Source organism: Hymenobacter terricola, assembly GCF_017921975.2.
Taxonomy (GTDB): domain Bacteria; phylum Bacteroidota; class Bacteroidia; order Cytophagales; family Hymenobacteraceae; genus Hymenobacter; species Hymenobacter terricola.
In genome coordinates, this window is sequence record NZ_JAGEMO020000027.1 from 36,312 (window position 1) to 56,282 (window position 19,971).

The 19,971-nt window shown below is 63.5% G+C and carries 11 protein-coding genes and 1 tRNA gene; 8 read left to right on the forward strand and 4 right to left on the reverse strand.

The features are described 5' to 3' along the window. Positions 1-122 precede the first annotated feature (122 nt). From J4G38_RS17875 to J4G38_RS17885, 3 genes are all read left to right on the forward strand, one after another. The gene (locus J4G38_RS17875) at positions 123-3,425 is read left to right on the forward strand and encodes an AsmA-like C-terminal region-containing protein (RefSeq protein ID WP_210520416.1); all 3,303 of its coding nucleotides are present in this window, start codon (positions 123-125) and stop codon (positions 3,423-3,425) included. Between the two features lie 116 nt (positions 3,426-3,541). Further along, the gene (locus J4G38_RS17880; RefSeq protein ID WP_210520415.1) at positions 3,542-5,470 is read left to right on the forward strand and encodes a CocE/NonD family hydrolase; all 1,929 of its coding nucleotides are present in this window, start codon (positions 3,542-3,544) and stop codon (positions 5,468-5,470) included. Between the two features lie 36 nt (positions 5,471-5,506). Then, positions 5,507-6,127 (forward strand): hypothetical protein, encoded by a 621-nt coding sequence (locus J4G38_RS17885; RefSeq protein ID WP_226163531.1) that lies wholly within the window; start codon positions 5,507-5,509, stop codon positions 6,125-6,127. Between the two features lie 21 nt (positions 6,128-6,148). Here the strand turns inward: J4G38_RS17885 and J4G38_RS17890 are convergent, their stop codons facing one another. Further along, positions 6,149-6,799, reverse strand: coding sequence for an HAD family hydrolase (locus tag J4G38_RS17890; protein ID WP_210520412.1), 651 nt, complete (start codon positions 6,797-6,799; stop codon positions 6,149-6,151). Positions 6,800-6,974: 175 nt separating this feature from the next. Here J4G38_RS17890 and J4G38_RS17895 point away from each other — a divergent pair, with 175 nt between their 5' ends. Further along, positions 6,975-7,160 carry a hypothetical protein gene (locus J4G38_RS17895; protein WP_210520410.1) on the forward strand — a complete coding sequence of 62 codons (186 nt, stop codon included), beginning with the start codon at positions 6,975-6,977 and terminating at the stop codon, positions 7,158-7,160. A gap of 100 nt (positions 7,161-7,260) precedes the next feature. Here J4G38_RS17895 and J4G38_RS17900 read toward each other — a convergent pair whose 3' ends face one another. From J4G38_RS17900 to dinB, 3 genes are all read right to left on the reverse strand, one after another. Then, complete coding sequence (locus J4G38_RS17900; RefSeq protein WP_210520407.1) at positions 7,261-10,314, reverse strand: PAS domain-containing sensor histidine kinase; 3,054 nt, start codon at positions 10,312-10,314, stop codon at positions 7,261-7,263. 228 nt (positions 10,315-10,542) lie between these two features. Next, complete coding sequence (locus J4G38_RS17905) at positions 10,543-12,672, reverse strand: carboxy terminal-processing peptidase (RefSeq protein ID WP_210520405.1); 2,130 nt, start codon at positions 12,670-12,672, stop codon at positions 10,543-10,545. A gap of 162 nt (positions 12,673-12,834) precedes the next feature. Beyond that, positions 12,835-13,875 (reverse strand): DNA polymerase IV, encoded by a 1,041-nt coding sequence (gene dinB / locus J4G38_RS17910; RefSeq protein WP_394371051.1) that lies wholly within the window; start codon positions 13,873-13,875, stop codon positions 12,835-12,837. Between the two features lie 502 nt (positions 13,876-14,377). Here dinB and J4G38_RS17915 point away from each other — a divergent pair. The 4 genes from J4G38_RS17915 (at position 14,378) to J4G38_RS17930 (ending at position 19,969) form a co-directional block, all read left to right on the forward strand. Then, positions 14,378-14,453, forward strand: a tRNA-Asp gene (locus J4G38_RS17915). A gap of 235 nt (positions 14,454-14,688) precedes the next feature. Next, complete coding sequence (locus J4G38_RS17920; protein WP_210520401.1) at positions 14,689-15,279, forward strand: RNA polymerase sigma-70 factor; 591 nt, start codon at positions 14,689-14,691, stop codon at positions 15,277-15,279. A gap of 171 nt (positions 15,280-15,450) precedes the next feature. Next, on the forward strand, positions 15,451-16,500 hold the full coding sequence (locus J4G38_RS17925; RefSeq protein WP_210520399.1) for a FecR family protein: 1,050 nt from the start codon (positions 15,451-15,453) through the stop codon (positions 16,498-16,500). After that, positions 16,493-19,969 carry a SusC/RagA family TonB-linked outer membrane protein gene (locus tag J4G38_RS17930; protein ID WP_210520397.1) on the forward strand — a complete coding sequence of 1,159 codons (3,477 nt, stop codon included), beginning with the start codon at positions 16,493-16,495 and terminating at the stop codon, positions 19,967-19,969. Before J4G38_RS17925 ends, J4G38_RS17930 begins: the two co-directional genes overlap by 8 nt. Positions 19,970-19,971: the final 2 nt, after the last annotated feature.

Here is a 19,971-nt window from a genome sequence, read left to right on the forward strand (position 1 = left end):
TCGCCGCCGCCCGCACCCCGCCATACGCGCCCGAATTTTTCCCGTATGCGGAGCTGTTTTGGCTCAACTAACTCATACGTGGCGGCTTCCGGCTGCTACCTCGGCAATAGCGGCATTCCTGTATGAAATCCTTTCCCCTGCGACGAGTATTGGCATCGGTGCTGCTGCTGGCCGTGCTGGGAGTGGGGGTAGGAATCTGGGCCCTGGGCAGTGATTATGGGCGGCGCCTGGTGGCCCAAAAAGTGCGATTCGCCCTCACGCACAACTCCGAGCTGGTGCTGGAGCCTTTTAAGGTAGTGATGTCGCCGTGGAGCGATTTCCCGTACCTCACGGCCTCCATTCAGCACCTGGCCCTCACCGATACCGCTTACCAGCAGCGCGTGCCGGTGCTGCGCATCGTGCGCGCCGACCTGCGCCTGGAGCTGCTGAGCCTGCTGCGCGGACAGGTGCGAGTGACGCGCCTGGAGGTGACCGACGTGGACTTCCGGGAGCGGGTCGATTCGCTGGGCCACACCTGGGGGCTGCGCGGCAAGCGCCGCAAGGGCACCGGCCCGGTGCCCGCTCTCCAGCTGGAGCTGGACGAGGTGCTGGTCCACAACTTCCGCATGAGTTCGCGCAACCACTACTCGCGCAGCGCGTTTGGGGCCGAAGTGCACGAGGCCCGGCTCAGTGCCCGGCTGCGGGGCGGCGTGCTGCAGGTAGCCGGCACCCTCGACGGCGAGCTGAGCTACCTGCGCACCAAGGCCGGCACCCTGTTTGAGCAGGCCCCGGTGCGGGCCTGGGTGCACTATAAATACACGTTTAAAGACCGCCAGGGGCTTATCTGGAGTACCCGCGCCACCCTCAACGGCGACACCATCCGGGTGAGCGGCACCCACCACGTGGACCCCGCGCAGCCGGTGGGCACCATGATGAACCTGAAATTTGTGGGCAACCAGCCGCTCACCGAAGTGCTGCGCGCCGCCCTGCCGCCGCGCCTCGACCCCTACCTTGCCGGGGCCACCAGCCCCAGCAAGGCCCACATTCACTACACCATCACGGGGCTGAGCGGGCCCACCGTAAGCCCCCGCAACGTGCTCACCTTCGGGCTGCGCGGCGCCAGCCTGGCGTGGCCGGACTCGGCCCGCCGCATCAACCGCTGGGACTTGCAGGGCACCTACGACAACGGCCCCGCCCACAACACCAAATCGACGGTGCTTACGCTGCGCCGCTGCCGCATTTATTCCTCGGCGGGCCAGCTCGACGTGGCCCTCACGCTGCGCGACTTCACCCGGCCCTACCTGAACGGGCGCTTCCGGGGCCGCACCGAGCTGCCCGAGCTGGCCGCGGTGGTGTCGCCGGGCCGGTGGCGCGCCCGCCACGGCATCGCCGACCTCGACGTGCAGCTGCGCGGCCTGCTGCCGCCCCTGCCCGGCCGAGGTGACCCCAACCAGCCGCAAAAAAGCCTGTCGATGCGCGGCAACGTGACATTGCGCCACGCCTCGTTTGTGCTGCCCGTGCGCGGGGCCGATATTTCGGATTTGAATGTGCAGATTGGCCTGCGGGACAGCCTGTGCCAGCTCTCCAATGCCTCGGGGGTGCTGAACGACATGCGGTTCCGGGCCTCGGCCACCACCACGTATCTGCTCGATTATCTGACCGGCCTGCACAGCACGGCCAGCATCAGCGGCGATTTTGCGGTGGATGAGCTGCGCGTGGCCCGCCTGCGCAGCCTCATGCGGCCGGTGCCGCGCACGGCCGGGCCGGGCTTTTCGCCCGGTAGCCTGCCCAAGCCGTCGAGGGCCCCGCGCGACAAGGCCCAGCTGGCCGCCACCCTGGGCAGCGACCTGATTCCGCCCGGCCTGATGCTGGATGTGAACCTGCGCTGCCAGCGCCTGCTGCTGGCCACCGACACGCTCAGCAACCTGGCCGTGACCGTGCGCCACGATGGCCACCAGGTGCAGCTGCTGAACCTGGCCGGTGGCGTGTGGGGCGGCACCGTGCACGGCACCGTGCAATGGCCCACCGACCCGGACAACCGCGTGGCCCCCGTGCAGTACCAGCTGGGCGTGCACTTCGCCACCATCAACTACCGGGAATTCATGGCCCGGCTGGCCCGGCCTGAGCCGCAGGCTGCCCGCCCGGCCCGAGCCCGAACCAAAGGCGCGGGTGTGGCCATTCCGGCCCTGCGCGATTTGCTGCTGACGGCCAACGGCCAGGTCACCATCGACATCGACCACGTGCAGCTTCCGGAAACTGAAAGCCTGGACCAGGTCAGCCTGCAACTGGAAAAAACCGGGCCGGTCATGCACATGCCTTACCTGCACTTCCGCACGCCGGAGGGCGGGCAGGGCGAAGCATCGGCCACGGCCCAGGTAGAAAACATGCACCTGCTGGCCGCCGACGCCGATGTGACCCTGCGCTACGCCACCCTCGACGTGCAGCGCCTGCTGGCCATGATTGCCAGCCTGACCACGCCCACCGATTCGGTGCCCACGGCCCGCACGCTGGCCCGCACCGAGCGCCGGGCCACCCGCCGTGCCGAGCGCCGGCAGTCCACGGTCAGTCGCTCCATGATATCCAACGGAGTGCTGAGCGCGGTGCTGCACGTAGAAGCCGACCAGGTGCACTACGGCGTCATTCGGGGCAGCCGGTTCCGGCTGGTATCGCACCTGCTCGATGGCGAAGCCCGGCTCGACAACTTATCGATGGACGCGCTGGGCGGCCATATTGGCTTGAGCGGCCACATGATTAGCACGGCCAACCGCCGCCACCATCCCACCCAGGCGCAGCTGCGCCTCGACGACGTGGCCCTGCCGGCGTTCTTCACCATGGCCACCGCGCTGGGGCTGAAGGTGCTGAGCGGCGACAACATCCGGGGCACCCTGCGCGGGGTGATGGACCTGCGCACAGACCTCGACGCCAGCTTCCTGCCCGCGCTGAAGCAGACGACGGGCTACCTGAAAACGGACCTGCGCAACCTGGAGCTGCTGGACGTGGAAGCCCTGGTGGAGGCGCTGAAATTCATGAAATCAGCGCGCACCAGCCACCTGTATTTCGAGCCGGTTAGCAGTGAATTTGCGCTCTCGCAGGGCCAGCTGCTCATTCCCGGCCTCAGCCTGAACAGCAACCTGAGCAACCTGGAAATCAGCGGCACCTACGGGCTCGACGGCCGCACCAACCTCTTTATTGGCCTGAAACCCCTGCAGGCCCTGTTCGGCAACAACGACAAGCGCGTGGAGCGCATCCAGAACGGCGAGCCCGTGAGCCGCTCCACCGGCAAGCTCACCTACGTGAACCTGCGCCGCGCCGGCGCCGGCGAGAAATACAAGGTACGCCTGTTTCAGAAGGACGAGCAGCGCCAGGAACAGGCCAGCCTGCGCCAGCAATACCGCGACCTGCTCCTCACCCAGCGCCTCGATACCACCGTGCGCCTGTTGCGCTGAGGGCTAAGGCGCCTTCGTCTTTTGAACGTCATGCTGAGCGCAGCCGAAGCACGACGTTCTTGACTCAGCATGACGTTCTTTGGTTTGTCAATCCGTCACACCTATTGAATCCTCCAATGACCCGTTCTTCGCTGCCTCTACTGGCCGCTTTGCTCCTTGCCGCGCCCGCCGCTCGGGCCCAGTCCCGCGCCCAGGATTCCGTGTTCGTGCGGCAGAGCTACACCAAGCTCGACCGCCAGATAACGATGCGTGATGGCGTGAATCTTTACACCACCATCTACGTGCCCATAGATGCCTCCCCGGCCACGCCCTACCCCTTTCTGATGACGCGGACGCCCTACTCGGCCGGGCCGTATGGCGAGGACAAGTACCGCCCGCGCGGGCCGGGCCCCAGCCAGGAGCTGTCGCGGGAGAAATACATTTTCGTGTACCAGGACGTGCGCGGGCGGTATCTGAGCGAGGGCAAGTTTGAGGAAATGACGCCCGCCCTGCCCAAAGGGGCATTTGCCCTCGGCAACAATCCCCCGCCGCACGACGAAAGCACCGACACGTTCGATACCATCGAATGGCTGCTGAAGAACGTGCCCGGCAACAACGGCCGCGTGGGAATGATGGGCATCAGCTACCCCGGCTTCTACGCCTCGGCCGCGCTGCCCAATGCCCACCCGGCCCTGAAAGCAGTATCGCCGCAGGCCCCGGTTACGGATGAGTTTATCGGCGACGATGCCCGGCACAAGGGCGCGTTTTACCTGCTTGATAACTTCGAATTCACCAACTACTTCGACATTCCGCGCCCCAAGCCGGTGGCCGAGTACCCGGAGCTGTTCAAGTTTGAGCCGAAGGATGCGTACAAGTTCTTCCTCGCCCTCGGCCCCATCAAAAACGCCAACGGACCCAAATATTTCAACAACCGCGCCCGCATCTGGAACGAGTACATGGCGCACGAAACCTACGACGCCTACTGGCAGCAGCGCAACATCCGCCCGGCTCTCACGGGCGTGAAACCGGCCGTGCTGGTCGTGGGCGGCTGGTTCGATGCCGAGGACCTGTACGGCGCCCTGAACACCTACCAGGCCATCGAAAAGCAGAACCCCGGCACTACCAACCGCCTCGTGATGGGCCCCTGGACCCACGGCGCCTGGTCCCGCCCCGACTGGAGCACCTTCGGCTCCCTTAGCTTCGGCGCGAACACCGCCCAAACCTACCGCGAAACGCTGGAAACGCCGTTTTTCAACTTCTACCTGAAAGACAAAGGCACCTTCAATCCAGCAGAAGCCACGGTATTCAACACCGGTACGAATGAGTGGAAAACCTACCCGACCTGGCCGCCGGCCGCCACGGAAAGCCGCACGCTGTACTTGCAGGAAGGAGGCCACCTGGCCGTGGCAGGCCCCAAGGTCGAAACTGAAGTAGCCAAGGCACTCGAGAACCAAGCAAACCTTCACATTACAAGATTGCCCGGCGTTGATAAATTTATTCTCCCATCTCAATACCTCAGCGACCCGGCCAACCCGGTGCCCTACACTGACGGCGTGCACGGCAGCCGCAACAACGAATACATGATTGAGGACCAGCGCTTCGCCACCAAGCGCGCGGACGTGCTCACCTTTCATACCGAAACCCTTGCGGAAGACCTGACCCTGGCCGGCCCGCTCACCGCTGACCTGTTCGTGAGCACCTCCGGTACGGACGCCGACTTCATCGTGAAAGTCATCGACGAGCAGCCCGATGGCGTCCAGCGCTTGGTGCGGGCCGAGGTGATGCGCGGCCGCTTCCGCAACAGCTTCTCCAAGCCCGCGGCCTTTGTGCCCAACCAGCCCACCGAGGTGAAATACGAGCTGCCCGACGTACTGCACACTTTCCGGAAAGGCCACCGGCTGCTGGTGCAGGTGCAAAGCACCTGGTTCCCGCTGGTGGACCGCAACCCGCAGACTTTCGTGCCCATCGCCACGGCCGAGGCCAGGGACTTTCAGAAAGCCACCATCAAGCTCTACCATGATGCCGGCCATGCCTCCGCCGTGCGGGTGCAGGTGGTGGCTCCGTAATTGACAAAACAGCTCCCAATGTCATTTCCTTGGTATTTGAGCAGCCTTTTGCTGCTGGCCGCCTGCCACGCCGAGCCCAAAACCGCCGAACAAGTCTCCCAGGCAGCCGCCTCCGCTGCGGCGAAAGCCCCGGCGGCCCCATTGGCGGGCGCCCCGGCTGCCGCGTCACTCGCGGCCTTCGTGCCGGCGGGCTTCGGTATTCTCGATTCGGCTTCCGGCGACCTCAACCGCGATGCCTGGCCGGACAAAGTGCTGGTGCTGCGCAAAAACGGCGAAGACACCACCACCGTCGAGGATTTGGACCGGCCCCTGCTCCTGCTGCTCGGCCAGCCCGACCACCGCTACGCCCTGGCCGCCCGCAACGACCGCGTGGTGCTGCGCCGGGGCGAAGGCGGCATGATGGGCGACCCCTACCAGCAGGTGGTCATCAAGAAAGGCTTCTTTTCGGTGGAGCACTACGGTGGCAGCAGCCACCGATGGACGCGCGTTATCACCTTCAAATATGCCCCCGCTGACCACTCCTGGTACCTCAGCCGCGAGGGCAGCGAGGGGTTTTCCGCCTTTGCCCCGGACAGTACCACGTTCAGCAGCAGCCACACGCCCCGCGATTTCGGCAAGGTGCCGTTTGTGAAATATGACGCCGATTCGACGTATTAGGCGCCTGCGCCGGCCCGTTTCCTACACCAGGCTTTTTACGAACTCATCCGTAAAATCGGCCGCGAAGTGCAGCACGTTGGGCAGGTGCAGGAACTCGGCGGCTTGGTGCGTGGTGGTGAGGACCACGGCCTTCATTCCGGCGTTTTGAGCGGCTTCGGCCCCTTTTGGTACGTCCTCGAATACGATGCAGTCGGCGGGGGCTACGCCCAGCCGGGTGGCGGCTTTGAGGAAGGTTTCGGGGTGGGGCTTGCTCAGCACCACGTCGTCGGCGCTCACGATGGCGGTGAAATAGTGCCGGAGGTTGAGGTTATCGAGCACGAAATCGATGTTGAACGGGATGGCCGCCGACCCAATGGCCATGGGAATGCCGGCCTGGTGGGCCCGCTCCAGAAACTCCATCAGGCCGGGCAGCAGGGCCAGGTGCGGCAGAAACTCGATTTGGTAGCGCTTCTCTTTTTCCAGCGAGAGCCGGTCCATCTCCTCGCCCGTAAAGCGGTCGGGGCCGAACATGCGCACCAGCACTTCCCGGTTTTTGCCGTACATCTGGGGCTTCACCTGCTCCCAGGTAAAATCGCCGCCCAGGTCGTGGTTGAACAGGTATTGCCAGGCGCGGGTGTGGTATTCCATGTCGTGAATCATGGTCCCGTTGAGGTCGAAAATAAAGGCTTTCATAAAATACGTCAGAGGTAAACAGGCGCAAACTTATTGCCTGCCGGGCACAACTGCGTCCGCAGGCGGGGGTTTTCCGGGCTGCTGCGGTCAGCCAAGGCCCCCGACAGCCCGCCCTGCTGCTTTAATCTGTCCACCTTTGCACCCCGCCCGCTCCAGTTGCTTCTGCCGGCTTCTCATGAACCGCAAAACACCCCTCAAATACCTTGGTGCCGGACTCCTGCTCTGGGTGCTGCTCCATCTGGCGGTTATCACGCTCGACGGCCTCACCGACCAGCACAAACCGGCCGATATCGGCGTGATTTTGGGCAACCCGGTGAGCAGCGCCAGCCCCCGCTATTTTGAGCTGCGGGATATTTATTAGTTGCGGAGGGAATTTTCGGCCTTTTACCTGGGCCTGCTAACTGGCAGTAGTTGATTCCAGTCGAAAAAACGAAAGCCACAAGATTTTCTTCTTTTTTCACTCACAAAAACAGCCGGAACGTTGTCCCCACGCCCACCTCGCTCTCCACTTCGATGTGGCCGCCGTGGCTTTGCACGATGCGGTTGACGAGGTAGAGGCCCACGCCGGTGCCCTCGGTGTGGTCGTGGAAGCGGCGGAAAAGGTGGAACAGCTCACCGCGGTGCCGGCGCAGGTCGAAGCCCAGGCCGTTATCCTCCACCAGCAGCACGGGGCGGTCGTTTTCCAGCCACAGCGACAGGTGCACGCGGCCGGGCCGGGCGGGGTCGGCATATTTGAGGGCGTTGCTGAGCAGGTTGAGCAGGATAGTCCGCAGGTTGGCGCGGGCGTAGGAGATGGCGGGGCGGGCGGCAAAATCGGCGGTGACGCGGGCGCGGGCGGCCAGCACCTGCGGCTGCAGGGTCTGGAGCACTTCCTGGGTTATCTCGTCGAGGGCCACGGTTTCGGGGGGCTGGTCGGGCAGCTGCTGGGCCTGGCCCACGGCGGCCAGGTCGTCGATGGTGGTGACCAGCTGGCGCAGGGCCTCGTCAATCATGGGCACGAGCAGGGTTTCCTCGGCCGGGTCGGTGAAGGTGGTGGAGATGCGCAACTCGCCAAACAGGCCGGCCAGGTTGTTCACGGGCTGCTTGAGGTCGTGGCTGGCGGCGTACACGAAGTTGTCGAGGTCCTGGTTGGTGCGGGTGAGACGTTTGTTGGCGGCGGCCAGCTCCGCATTGCGGGTGCTCACGGCGGAGTTGGCGCCGCTCAGCTCCTCGTTGGCCCGGGCCAGGAGCTGGCGGGCGGCCACCTGCTCGCTCACATCAATGGCCACCACGGCCACGCCCGTAATCAGGTCCTTGTCGTCGCGCAGGGGCTGGTACACGAAGTTTACGTACACGGTTTCGGTGCGGCCCTGGCGCGGCAGCTGAATGGGGCACTCCTGCGCGGCGTAGGCCTCGCCGCTGGTAACTACGCCCGCCAGCAGCGGCACAAAGCCCTGCACCAGGAACTCGGGCATGGTCACAAACAAGGGGCGGTCCAGCACTTCTTCCCGGCGGCGGCCCCACAGCTCGCACATGCCCGAATTGGCCAGCTCCACAATGTATTCCGGGCCGCGCAGCACGGCCACGGCCACGGGCGCCTGCTCAAACAGGTCCCGCAACTGCTGCTGCTGGGCCGCGCGCTGCTGGCGGGCGCGCACCTGCTCGGTCACGTCGTAGGCGAAGACGGAGATGCCCACGGTTTGGCTGTTTTCCTGATAAGCCTGGTAGGTAAAGTTGAAATAGGCGGTTCTGGGCGGGGTGCCGTCGGGTTGCTCAAGGGCCAGCGGCAGCTCGTTGCCAAAGAAGGTAATCCCGGTCTGGTACACGCGGTCCAGGAGGGCCAAAAAGCCTTGCGTCACGGCTTCCGGCTGAATCTCGGCAATGGTGCGCCCCCGCATCCGGCGGCCGGGAAACAGCCGCTGGTAGGCTTGGTTGTGGTACGTCAGCCGGTGCTCAGGGCCGTGCAGCAACGCCACCAGGGCCGGGGTTTGCTCAAATATCTGGTAAAAGGTTTCGCGCTCGTCGGCCTGGCGCTGGGCGGCGGCCAGCACTTCGGCCTGCAAGGCATCGGCCTGCTGGCGGGCCAGCACCTGCCCGGTCACCTCAAAGGCCAGCACGAGCACGCCGTCAATCTGCCCATTTTCGTTGAAGCGGGCCTGCTGGACGTAGTTGAAGTACCGGTCCTCCAGCACGCCATCATAGGGGCGGGCAACGGGAATCAGAATGGCATCTTCCTCGCGCGTAAGGCCCATTTCGTACACCTGGCGGATGGTTTGATACACGCCGGGCTTCACTATTTCCGGCAACGCGGCCAGCAGCTTTTGGCCCAGCAGCTGCCGCCCCGGAAAGAGGGCCTGGTAGCCGGGGTTCACCAGCTCGAACACCAAATCGGGGCCGTCGAGGATGCAGATGGCGGCCGGGGCCTGCATAAAAAGCCGCTCCAGGCGGGCGCGTTGGCGCTCGGCTTCGGCCCGGGCGGCCAGGGCCTGCACGGTGCGCTCGGCCACGCGGGCCTCCAGTCCCTGGTTCAGCTCCTGCAACGAGAGCTGGGTGCTGAACAGGCTGTCGTTGGTGGCCCGGCTTTCTTCGTTGGCGGCGTGCAACTCTTCGTTGGCAGCGGCCAGTTCCTCGTTGGCAAAGGCCGTCAACCGCTCGCTGAGGCCCACCTGCTGCTGGGCCAGCACCTGCTCGGTCACCTCGTAGGCAAACGCGAGGATGCCGTCGATAACGCCCTGGGCATCGCGCCGGGGCTGGTACACGAAGTTGTAGTAGCGTTTTTGCAGGTCGCTCACCCCGGAATTTTCGTGGTCGAGCTGCACCAGCATTTCATTGGCCCGAAAGGTATTGCCGGTGCGGTACACCTCGTCGAGCAGGTCGAAAATGGGCTGTCCTTCCAACTCCGGCATGGCCCGGCGGATGGGCCGGCCCAGCAGCGGGCGGGTCCCCACCAGCCGTTGGTAGGCCGGGTTCACCAGCTCAAACACGTGCTCGGGGCCGGCGAAGATGCATATCATGGCCGGCGCCTGCATGAAGGTGTCGTGCAGCAGGACACGCTGGGTTTCGGCTTCGGCCCGGGCGGCCCGCTCCCGGGCCTGGCTTTCGTACAGGGCCTGCTCCACGGGGGTGCGGGCGTGGCCTTTGGTATCGCCGAAGCTCACCAGCAGCCCCTGCCCCACCCGCCGCGCCGAGAGCTGGAAATAGTTGTCGAGGCCGGCGCCCTGATAGTTGACGTCCCGGCGCATGGGTTGGCCCGACTCAAATGCCTCGCAGTGAAAGGCAAACACGCCCGTTGCCAGGGAGGTGGGAAAGTGTTGTAGGTAGGTGCCGCCGGGCCGCGCAGGCTGGCCCAGCATGCGCTGGGCCTCGGAGTTCAGCAGCTCAATCACGAAGTCCACAATTTCGCCCCTTTCGTCCCGGATGGGCGTGTACAGCGCTACCCCGTTCAGCGACGCCTCCAGCAAGCCCCGCACCAGGTCATCGGAAGGGAAAATATCGTGAAGGTCAACGGGAAAAGGCGCGGGAGCGGATTCGAGCATGCGGCGAAAATAGGCACACCGGAGAAGTTGTTTTGGCCGGCCCCGGCCCCTACTCCCAGCCCCGGCCGGATGAGCTCAGCCGCACCGAATATTGCCTCGTTGATTATCTGTTTTTTACTTTATTGACCATTGCCGTAATTCCATCTCTAGAAATATTGCCGACTCAAACCACAAGCCCCCGCCGCTGGGGAGCGACGGGGGCGGATAAATGTGGTGCCGATGGGCCACCTATAGCTCGTCTTTGATAACCGACACGGCTTCGGCCAGGGCAGCATCTTTGCGCAGGGGCTTGAGGAAACGGGCCGTGCGCTTGGCGGCCGTCGAATCGGTGGCGGGGCGGGCATCGGCCGCCAGCGCGGCTACATCGAGCATGGCCAGCGCGTTTTGGGCGGCCGTTTGCTGCTTGTTGGTGTCGCGGGCTTGCTGCTGGAGGGTGCGGTAGGCGGCCAGGTTCAGCGAAAGCACGGTTTGCTTGCGGCTTTCGGTGGCACGCTGGGCCGCATCGGTGATGAGGTGGAAACCGGGGCTGGCGGCCACCCGCGCGGCACTGGCGGCCCGCAGCTTGTCGAGGGCCGCCAGGGTATTGGTGGGCTGGAAGGCGGCGGGCGCAATTTCATCCCACTGCAGCGGGTACTCGGACTCCTGCTCGCCCTTGGCGTACGAAGACAGCGCATCGGGCAGGGTGATGTCCGGCGTCACGCCCTTAAACTGCGTCGAGCCGCCGTTGACCCGGTAAAATTTCTGGATGGTGAGCTTGAGCGAGCCCAGCGGCTTGAGGGCATTGGCTTCGGCCGTCACGGCATTATCCAGGTCGAATACCTGCTGCACCGTGCCCTTGCCGTATGTGGTGCTGCCCATGATAATGGCGCGGTGGTAGTCCTGCATAGCAGCGGCCAGAATCTCGGAAGCCGAAGCGCTGTACTTGTTCACGAGCACCACCAGCGGGCCGGCGTACTGCGTCTGCGGGTCGTTGTCGGAAATGGCCTGGGCGGCGCCCCGGCCGCTTTTCACCTGCACCATGGGGCCGCTGGGCACAAATAAGCCGCCCATGTCCACGGCGTCGCGCAGCGAGCCGCCGCCGTTGTAGCGGAGGTCGAGCACCACGCCGGCCACGTTTTCCTTGGCCAGCTTGGCCAGCTCAGTTTTCACGTCGGCGGCGCTGCTGCGGCCGCCCTTGCCGCCAAAGTCGGCATAGAAGCCGGGCAGGTGAATGTAGCCGTAGGTGCGGCCGTCGCGCTTGATAAGGGCCGACTGCGCGTAGGTTTCCTCAATCACCACCACGTCGCGGATAATGGGAATGACCATCGTGGCGCCGTCAGGCTTGCGTACCGTGAGGCGCACCTCCGTGCCTTTGGGGCCACGAATCAGCTTCACGGCTTTCTCGAAGCGCATGCCTTCCACGCTCACCGGCTCGGCCGCGCCCTGAGCCACGCGCAAAATAATGTCGCCCACTTTCAGCTCGCCCTGCCGCGCCGAGGCCGACCCGGCCACAATGTCAGTGACTTTAAGGTGGCCCTCGTCCTCCAGCAGCTGCGCGCCGGTGCCTTCCAGACGGCCCGACATGGCAATATCGAAATTGTCGCGGGCAATTGGCGCAAAGTATTCGGTGTGGGGGTCGTACGTATTGGCGATGACGTCGGCAAAGGCCGCCAGCCGGTCGTTGGCGTCGGTCTGGAGCTGGTCGGCGAAGGCATCGTCGTAGTATTTCAGCACGCGCTTGCGGGCCTCGGCCTCCATCTCAACCGGCGTGCGCACGTGTTCGGAGGTGGTGACGGCCGAGGCCCCCACCTTGGCAGCGGCCAGCGGCTTGTCCTTTTTGTGCGTCTCCTCGTCCATCAGCTCCGAGAGGCGGGCGAGGGTCTGGTACTTCAGCATCTTGCGCCACTGCTCACGCTGCACGGCGGCATCGGGGGCATAAGTGGCCTTAGCGGGGTCGGTTTCCCAGGTTTCCTGCACCGAAAAGTCAAACGGCTTGGCCAGAATCTGCCGGTACACGGCCTGAATTTCCACCATGCGCTTGGCCAGAATCTGGCTGGTGGCGTCCAGAAACTCGTGGCTGCCGCCCTTCAGCTCGTCGTCAATCCTGGTCTGGAACTGTTGGAGGCCGGCCACTTCGGGCGCCAGCAGCAGCTGCTTGTTCACGTCCACCCGCTTGAGGTAGAGGTCGTACACGCGCTGCGAGAATTGGTCGTCCAGCTTTTCGGGCTGGTAGTGGGCCATGCTCAGCCCCTGCAGCATGGTGCCGAGCACCACCTGGTCACGCGGAGGCGTGCCCTGGTACACCGAGTACGAGGCCAGTCCCAGCAGGGCCAGCACGGAAGTGGAATATAATCCTAGCTTAAATCGGGGAAATTGCATGCGCAGGTGGCTAGTTAGAAGACGAATGAGGTAGGGCCGGCGGACTGCCACGCAGCAGCGGGGCGCAGCCAGTCGGTAAAGATGATGCCTCCGTAACCAGAATCGCACCAGTAATTGCTCCCAAAGTCGAAAAGAAACCGCCGGGGTTGCGGGAATGCCGGGCTACAGGCTCAGCGTGAGCTGGTGGCCGGCGGCCTGCGGGCTCGTGTTCAGGTTCGAGAGCGTGATGCCCAGCAGCCGCACGCCTTTTGCCAGCGGAAACAGGCCCTCCACCAGCTCCCGGCCAATGCGCTCCAGCACGGCCTGGCTCGAAATAAGTCCCACGCTGCTGCGGCTGCGCGTGATTTGCTGGAAGTCGGCAAACTTCACTTTCAGCGTGAGGGTGCGGCCCCGGATGCCGGAGCGCTGGCAGTATTCCCACACCTCCTCCATCAGCGGCCGCACCCCGTCCAGCAAGTCCGTAAACTCCCACAAATCCTGGGCAAAAGTGGTTTCGGAGCCCATCGACTTGCGCAGGCGGTCGGCCACCACGGGGCGGTGGTCCTCGGCGCGGGCAATGGCGAAGTAGTAGCGCCCGGCCTTGCCAAACTGCTGCTGCAGGAACTCCACGGGCTGCTCCCGCAAATCGGCTCCGGTGAAGATGCCCAGCTGGTTCATCCGGGCCGCCGTCACCGGCCCCACGCCGTGAAACTGCCCCACCGCCAGCCCCTCCACGAAGGCCAGCCCCTGCTCGGGCCGCACCACAAATTGCCCGTTGGGCTTGCGGTAGTCCGAGGCCAGCTTGGCCAGAAACTTATTGTAGGAAATGCCCGCCGAAGCCGTCAGCTGGGTTTCGGCGAGGATTTTGGCCCGGATTTCCCGCGCAATCTGGGTGGCCGAGGCCAGCTGCTTCAGGTTGTGGGTCACGTCGAGGTAGGCCTCGTCCAGCGACACCGGCTCAATCAGGGGCGTGTACTCGGCAAAAATGGCCCGAATCTGCCGCGATATTTCCTTGTACACCGCGAAGCGGGGCGGCACGAACAGCAGCTCCGGGCACTTGCGCAGGGCCGTGACCGACGGCATGGCCGAGCGCACCCCAAACCGCCGCGCCTCGTAGCTGGCGGCCGCCACCACGCCGCGCTCGCGGGCGCCGCCCACGGCCACGGGCTTGCCGCGCAGCTCCGGATGGTCGCGCTGCTCCACCGATGCATAAAAGGCATCCATGTCGAGGTGAATAATCTTCCGGGCGGCCCCATCGTTCACTGCTTTCCTGCTTAGCTTGTGGGCCCCAAAGGTACCGCCCCGCTGCAGGAGGCGGCTTCTTTTACCGCGCCACTACCTGCGTCCCGGCTGCTATTCCGACCAGCTTGGTTTCGGTTCGTTTGAGGCTTCGGCAGGCCAGGGCCAGGGGGTTCCACCGCCCTTGTTTCCGTGGTTATAGAAAGGGAATTATGCCGCAAAAGCAAAAAGTTTAAGCCGCACTTAAATAGGCATTTTTGCAATTAGCCCTTAAAATCACTATTTTTGCTATTTATTCCAACAAATAGATATTGGAAGGCGCAGCATAAATAATGGGCCTTTCCGGTAATTAAGGCCTGTTTATCGTTTTTATAAATTTAGTTTTTCGCACTCATTACGTTCGAAAACAAAAAGTTAACACAAAAATAATCTTATTCAGTAGTTTTTAATTAACAAATCCTGTATCTATTTTTGCATAACCAAACACTGTGGGGTGGCGGAACTGGCAGACGCGCTAGCCTATCTCGCTAGTAAAATTAGAGGTTCGAGTCCTCTCTCTACAGCACAAGTCCCGGTCGCTTTCGCGGCTGGGACTTTTTGCGTTTAAAGCCCTTTGCCAGCAGTTTAATGCCTCTGTGCGAGGGCACGGCAGCCCGCATAGTTTCCGGCGTAGTCCGTCCGTGGGCAGGCTCCTGTTCCGCCCACTAGGCGGCGGCACGGGCCGGGCCGGAAATTCCGGCTTGATGACTCCAAACGTCAACTTTCCGTTACTTTTAGACAGCTTTAGCAGGGTATCCTTTGGAAATAGCGCGCGACTTTTCTGAGCCAGAGTGTCTTCGTCGGCTTAAGCTGAACGACGAGCGGGCGTTTGATGCGCTGTTCCGCCACTACAGCGCCCTGGTGTACCGGTTTTCCTACAGTTACCTGAAGTCGCGGGCCGATGCCGAGGAGATTGTGCAGGACTGCTTCCTGAAGATTTGGGAGAAGCGCCAGGACCTGCGCGACGACGTGCCCCTGAAAGGTTACCTCTTCACCACGGCCCACCACGCCATCCTGAACCAGCTGCGGCGCAGCCAGCACCACGTGCGCTTCCAAACGCACATTGCGGCCCTGAGCCCCCGCGTAGCCACCAACGACGCCGAATACTCGGAGATGGAGGCCCTGTACCAAGCCGCGTTGGACAAGCTGCCGCCCAAGCGCCGGCAAATTTTTATTTTGAGCCGCCAGCAGGGGCTTACTTACCCTGAAATCGCGGCCCAGCTGAACCTGTCGGTGAAGACCGTTGAGGCGCAGATAATGCAGGCCCTTAAGTTCCTGCGGGCCTATTTCCGGGCGCATGGCAGCGAGATTCTGGGCGTGCTGCTGGCCATGGCGATGAGCGCCAGCTAAAATTATTTTTCGAGGGCGAGTAAGGGGGAAACGCACTTGCAGTGTAGTACTGCAAACGATTGGGGCCGCGTGCTCCAATCGTTTGGGAACGGGTGCGCCGATTGGTGGACAATCTCGCCGAAAATCTCAGCTGCCGCAGCCGTCCCAAGTCCTTTCCGACCCCGAAATTCTATGCAGACAATCGTTACCGAAGCCCTTTTTGCCCGCTACTCTCGGGGCGCTGCCACGCCCGCCGAAACGGCGGCCGTGCGGGACTGGCTGGTGCTGCCCGCCAACCACGACCAGGCGCAACAGTGGATGCGCCAGCATTTTGACGCGCTGGCCGCGGCTCCCACCCCGCTTTCCGGCTTCGATGAACCCGACTACGAAGCACTGCTAGGAACGCTGCATCAGCGCCTTGACTTCGGCAAGCACCGGTACGTGATGCCGGAAGCGGCGCCCATGTGGCGGCGCTGGGCCGCCGCGGCCGCGGTGGCCGGCACCCTGGCCGGCGGCGGCTGGCTGCTGTACTCCCAGCGCCCCGTGGCTCCCGTCGAAATGGCCACCAGCTACGGCCAGACGCAGCTCCTGCAATTACCCGACGGCTCGCAGGTGACCCTGAATGGCCACTCGAAGCTGCGCTACCCCGCCAAATGGGCCAAAAACCGGCCCCGCGAAGTGTGGCTGGACGGCGAAGGCTATTTTGCGGTGCAACACATGCCCAACAACCAGCGCTTTGTGGTGCACACCCGGGCGGGGTTCAGCGTGGAGGTGCTGGGCACCAAGTTCACGGTGAACCGGCGGCGCGACCAGGCCCGCGTGGTGCTGCTTTCGGGTAAGGTACGGATTGATTTTGACGACCCGCAACGCACCGATGTCATCATGAAGCCCGGCGAATTGGTGGAAACCCACGACGCCCAGCCCGCTGCCGTGGTGCATAAGGCCGTGCGCCCCGCCGCCTACACGGCCTGGAAAGACGACCGCCTGGTGCTCGACGAAACCCCGATTGCCGAGCTGGCCACCCGCCTGGAAGATACTTACGGCATCGAGGTGGCGGCCAGCCCCGAGTTGAGTGCGCGCAAAGTGACCGGGACCATCCCGGTGCGCGACCTGGACGTGCTGCTGCTGGCCCTGGAAGAAGCCTTCCACCTGAAGGCCACCCGCGAGGGCAACCGCATCACGCTCACCGACAAACCGATTTCTCATCCCACTAACCACTCTTCAAAAAATTCCCATGAATAAACCCTTTACCCACGGGGGCTGGCGCTACGTTCGTCCGGCGGGCCTCGTTACCGGTGTGCTGCTGTTGAGCGCCGCGCATTCTTCGGCCTCGGCGCAGCTGCTGGCTTCGGCCCGGGTGCAGCAAAGCCCCAGTGCAGCGGTGGCCCCTTCGCTGGTGGTCCAAACGGTGTCGCTAAAATCGCTGCTTAAGCAGTGGGAAAGCGACTACCACGTCACCATCTTTTACGAGAGCAACCTGGTGGGCGACAAGCGCGTGCCGGTGCAAACCGGCGTGGCTACGCTGGAAACCCGCCTTAGTGCCGTGCTGCCCCCGGCCGACCTAAGCTTTAAGAAGCTGCGCGAGGACTACTTCATCGTGACCAGCAGCCCTCGCGTGCAGGCCGAAACGGCCGCTGCGGCCACTGGTACCCGCATGGTACAAGACGTGACCGTATCGGGCCGCGTGACGCAGGCCAGCGGCGAAGGCCTGCCCGGCGTGACGGTGCTGGTGAAAGGCACCAACATCGGCACTTCGACGGGTGTCGATGGCAGCTTTTCGCTGAGCGTGCCCGAAAACAGCGTTTTGGTTATTAGCTCGGTAGGCTTCGTTCGGCAGGAAATACCGGTGACCGGCGCTACCAGCAACCTGGCCATTCGGATGACCGAGGACACGCAGGCGCTGAATGAAATTGTGGTGGTGGGCTACGGCACCCAGAACCGCCAGGAACTGACCACCGCGGTAACTTCGGTGAATGCCAAGGCCATTGAGCGGCAGCCGGTGGCTGGTTTCGACCAGGCGTTGCAGGGGCAGGCTCCCGGCGTGCAGGTGACCTCGCCGACCGGCGCGCCCGGCTCGGGCATTAACATCCGCATTCGCGGCAACGCTTCGATTAACCTCAACAACTCGCCGCTGTACGTCATCGACGGCGTGCCGGTGCTGCCAACCTACGACCGAGAACTGAGCGTGGGCAACCAGAAGCCCAACCCGCTGAATACCATCAACCCCAACGACATCGAAAGCATCGACGTGCTGAAGGATGGTGCGGCGGCGGCCATCTACGGCGTGCGGGCTTCCAACGGCGTGGTGGTGATTACAACCAAGCGCGGCAAGGCCGGCAAGGCCCAGGTGGGCTTCAACGTGTATTACGGCCGGCAGGAGTTGCGCAAGAAAATCAGCCTGCTCAACTCGCAGCAGTTTGCCACCTACTACAACGAGGCGCGCCTCAACGCCGGCCAGACGCCGGCCTACACCCGCCTCGATACGCTAAGCCGCACCACCGACTGGCAGGACGAAACCTACCGCAAGGCGGCCATTCAGAACTACCAGCTGAACGTGAGCGGCGGCACCGACAAGACGCACTACTATGTATCGGGGGGCTATTTCAAGCAGGACGGCATCATCCTCAACTCGGGGTTTGACCGCTACAGCTTCAAGCTAAACCTTGACCAGCAGGCCACCGACAAGTTTCGCTTCGGCACCAACCTCAACTTTAGCCGCACCCACAACAACGGCAGCGTGCGCAGCGAAATCGCCCTAGGCAGCTCCGGCACCGTGCTCGGCGCCCTGGCCCAGATTCCGACCGTGCCGGTGCGCAACCCCGACGGCCGCTACGCGCTCAACCCCTTTACGCTGAGCGATAACCCGGTCGGCAACCTGCTCGAGACGAACAACAACGCCGTTACGTACCAGGCCATCGGCAATGTGTACGGCGAGTACGATATTCTGAAAAACCTGCGCTTCCGCTCGTCAGCGGGCATCGATTTCCGCACCCAGCTGGAAAACGAGTTCCTGACCCGCGACTACCCCGGCACTTCCAACGCGCTTTCGTCGACGCGCGGCAGCGGCCGCACCGGCACTACCCAGCAGGTTATCTGGCTCTGGGAAAACACGCTAACCTACAACCCCAACCTGGGCGATAAAAGCCACCTGACCCTGCTGGCCGGCCAGTCGGTGCAGGAGTCGGACCGCTTCACCTCCAACGCTTCGGTGCAGGGCTACGCGTCGAACGCCGTGCCGTACCTGCTGGCCGGCACCACGCGCACCGGCACCAGCAGCTACGACGAACAGTGGGGCCTGATGAGCTACTTCGGCCGCGCCACCTACGACTACGACGGCCGCTACCTGGCCACCGTGAGCTTGCGGGCCGACGGCACCAGCCGCTTCGAAAAGAAATTCGGCTACTTCCCGGCCGTGGGCCTGGGCTGGCGCATCTCCAAGGAAGCGTTTTTCCCGCAGAGCAAAGTCATTTCGGAGTTGAAGCTGCGCGGCAGCGTGGGGGCCAACGGCAACCAGGAAATCCCGCCGTATGACCGGTTCAGCACCTACGGCGTCGGGTCGAACTACCAGCAGGGCACGGCCGGTATTGTGGGCGGCATCGCGCCGCAGCGCATTGGTAACCTGGCCGTGAAGTGGGAAACCACTTATCAGTACAACGCCGGCATCGATTTGGGCTTGAAGGACAACCGCATTCTGCTGACCCTGGACGCTTACCTCAAGAAAACGCAGGACTTGCTCTACCAGGTACCGTTGGCCCTGAGCACGGGCGCGCAGAGCTTGACAATCGTCCAGAACCTGGGCAAAATCGAGAACCGGGGCGTTGAGCTGGGCCTGAACACGACCAACGTGCAGAGCGATAACGGCGGCTTCGCCTGGTCGACCAACTTCAACTTCACCATCAACCGCAACAAGCTGACGGACCTGGGCACGCTGGTGAACGAGCAGAACCAAACGGTGAACCGCGAAGTCGTGAGTGAGTACAACATCCTGCGCCAGGGGCTGGCACTGGGCACTTTCTACGGCTACCAGACGCAGGGCATCTTCAATTCGGCCGATGAAATTGCTTCGGCCAACGCCAACGCCAAGCGCATCAGCGGCAACCCCAACGCGCTGTATCAGCCCAACGCTTCGCCCGGCGACATTCGCTTTGCCGACGTGAACGGCGACGGCGTGGTAGACGCCAAGGACATGACGGTAATTGGCAACCCCAACCCCAAATCCATTGCCGGCGTCACCAACACCTTCGGTTTTAAGGGACTGGAGTTGAGCGTGTTTTTCCAAAGCAGCTTCGGCAACGACATTTACAACGCCAACCGCCGCACCATTGAGGGCCAGGACGGGGCCGTGAACCAAACCACCGCCACCCTCAACCACTGGACGCCCACCAACACGAGCACCGACATTCCGCGCGCCATCATCGGCGACCCGAACGGCAACAACCGCATTTCGTCGCGCTTCATTGAGGACGGCTCCTACGTGCGCCTCAAAAACCTGACCCTGGGCTACAGCCTGCCCACCGCCGTGGTGCAAAAGGCCCGCTTTGGCAGCCTGCGCCTGTACGTGACGGCCCAAAACCTGGTGACCTGGACGCACTACTCCGGCTACGACCCCGAGGTGAGCGCCGACCCCTTCTCCAGCACGGGCTTTGGCCGCGACTTCGGGGTGTACCCGCAGGCCCGCACCTACACCGTTGGCCTGAATGCTTCCTTCTAATT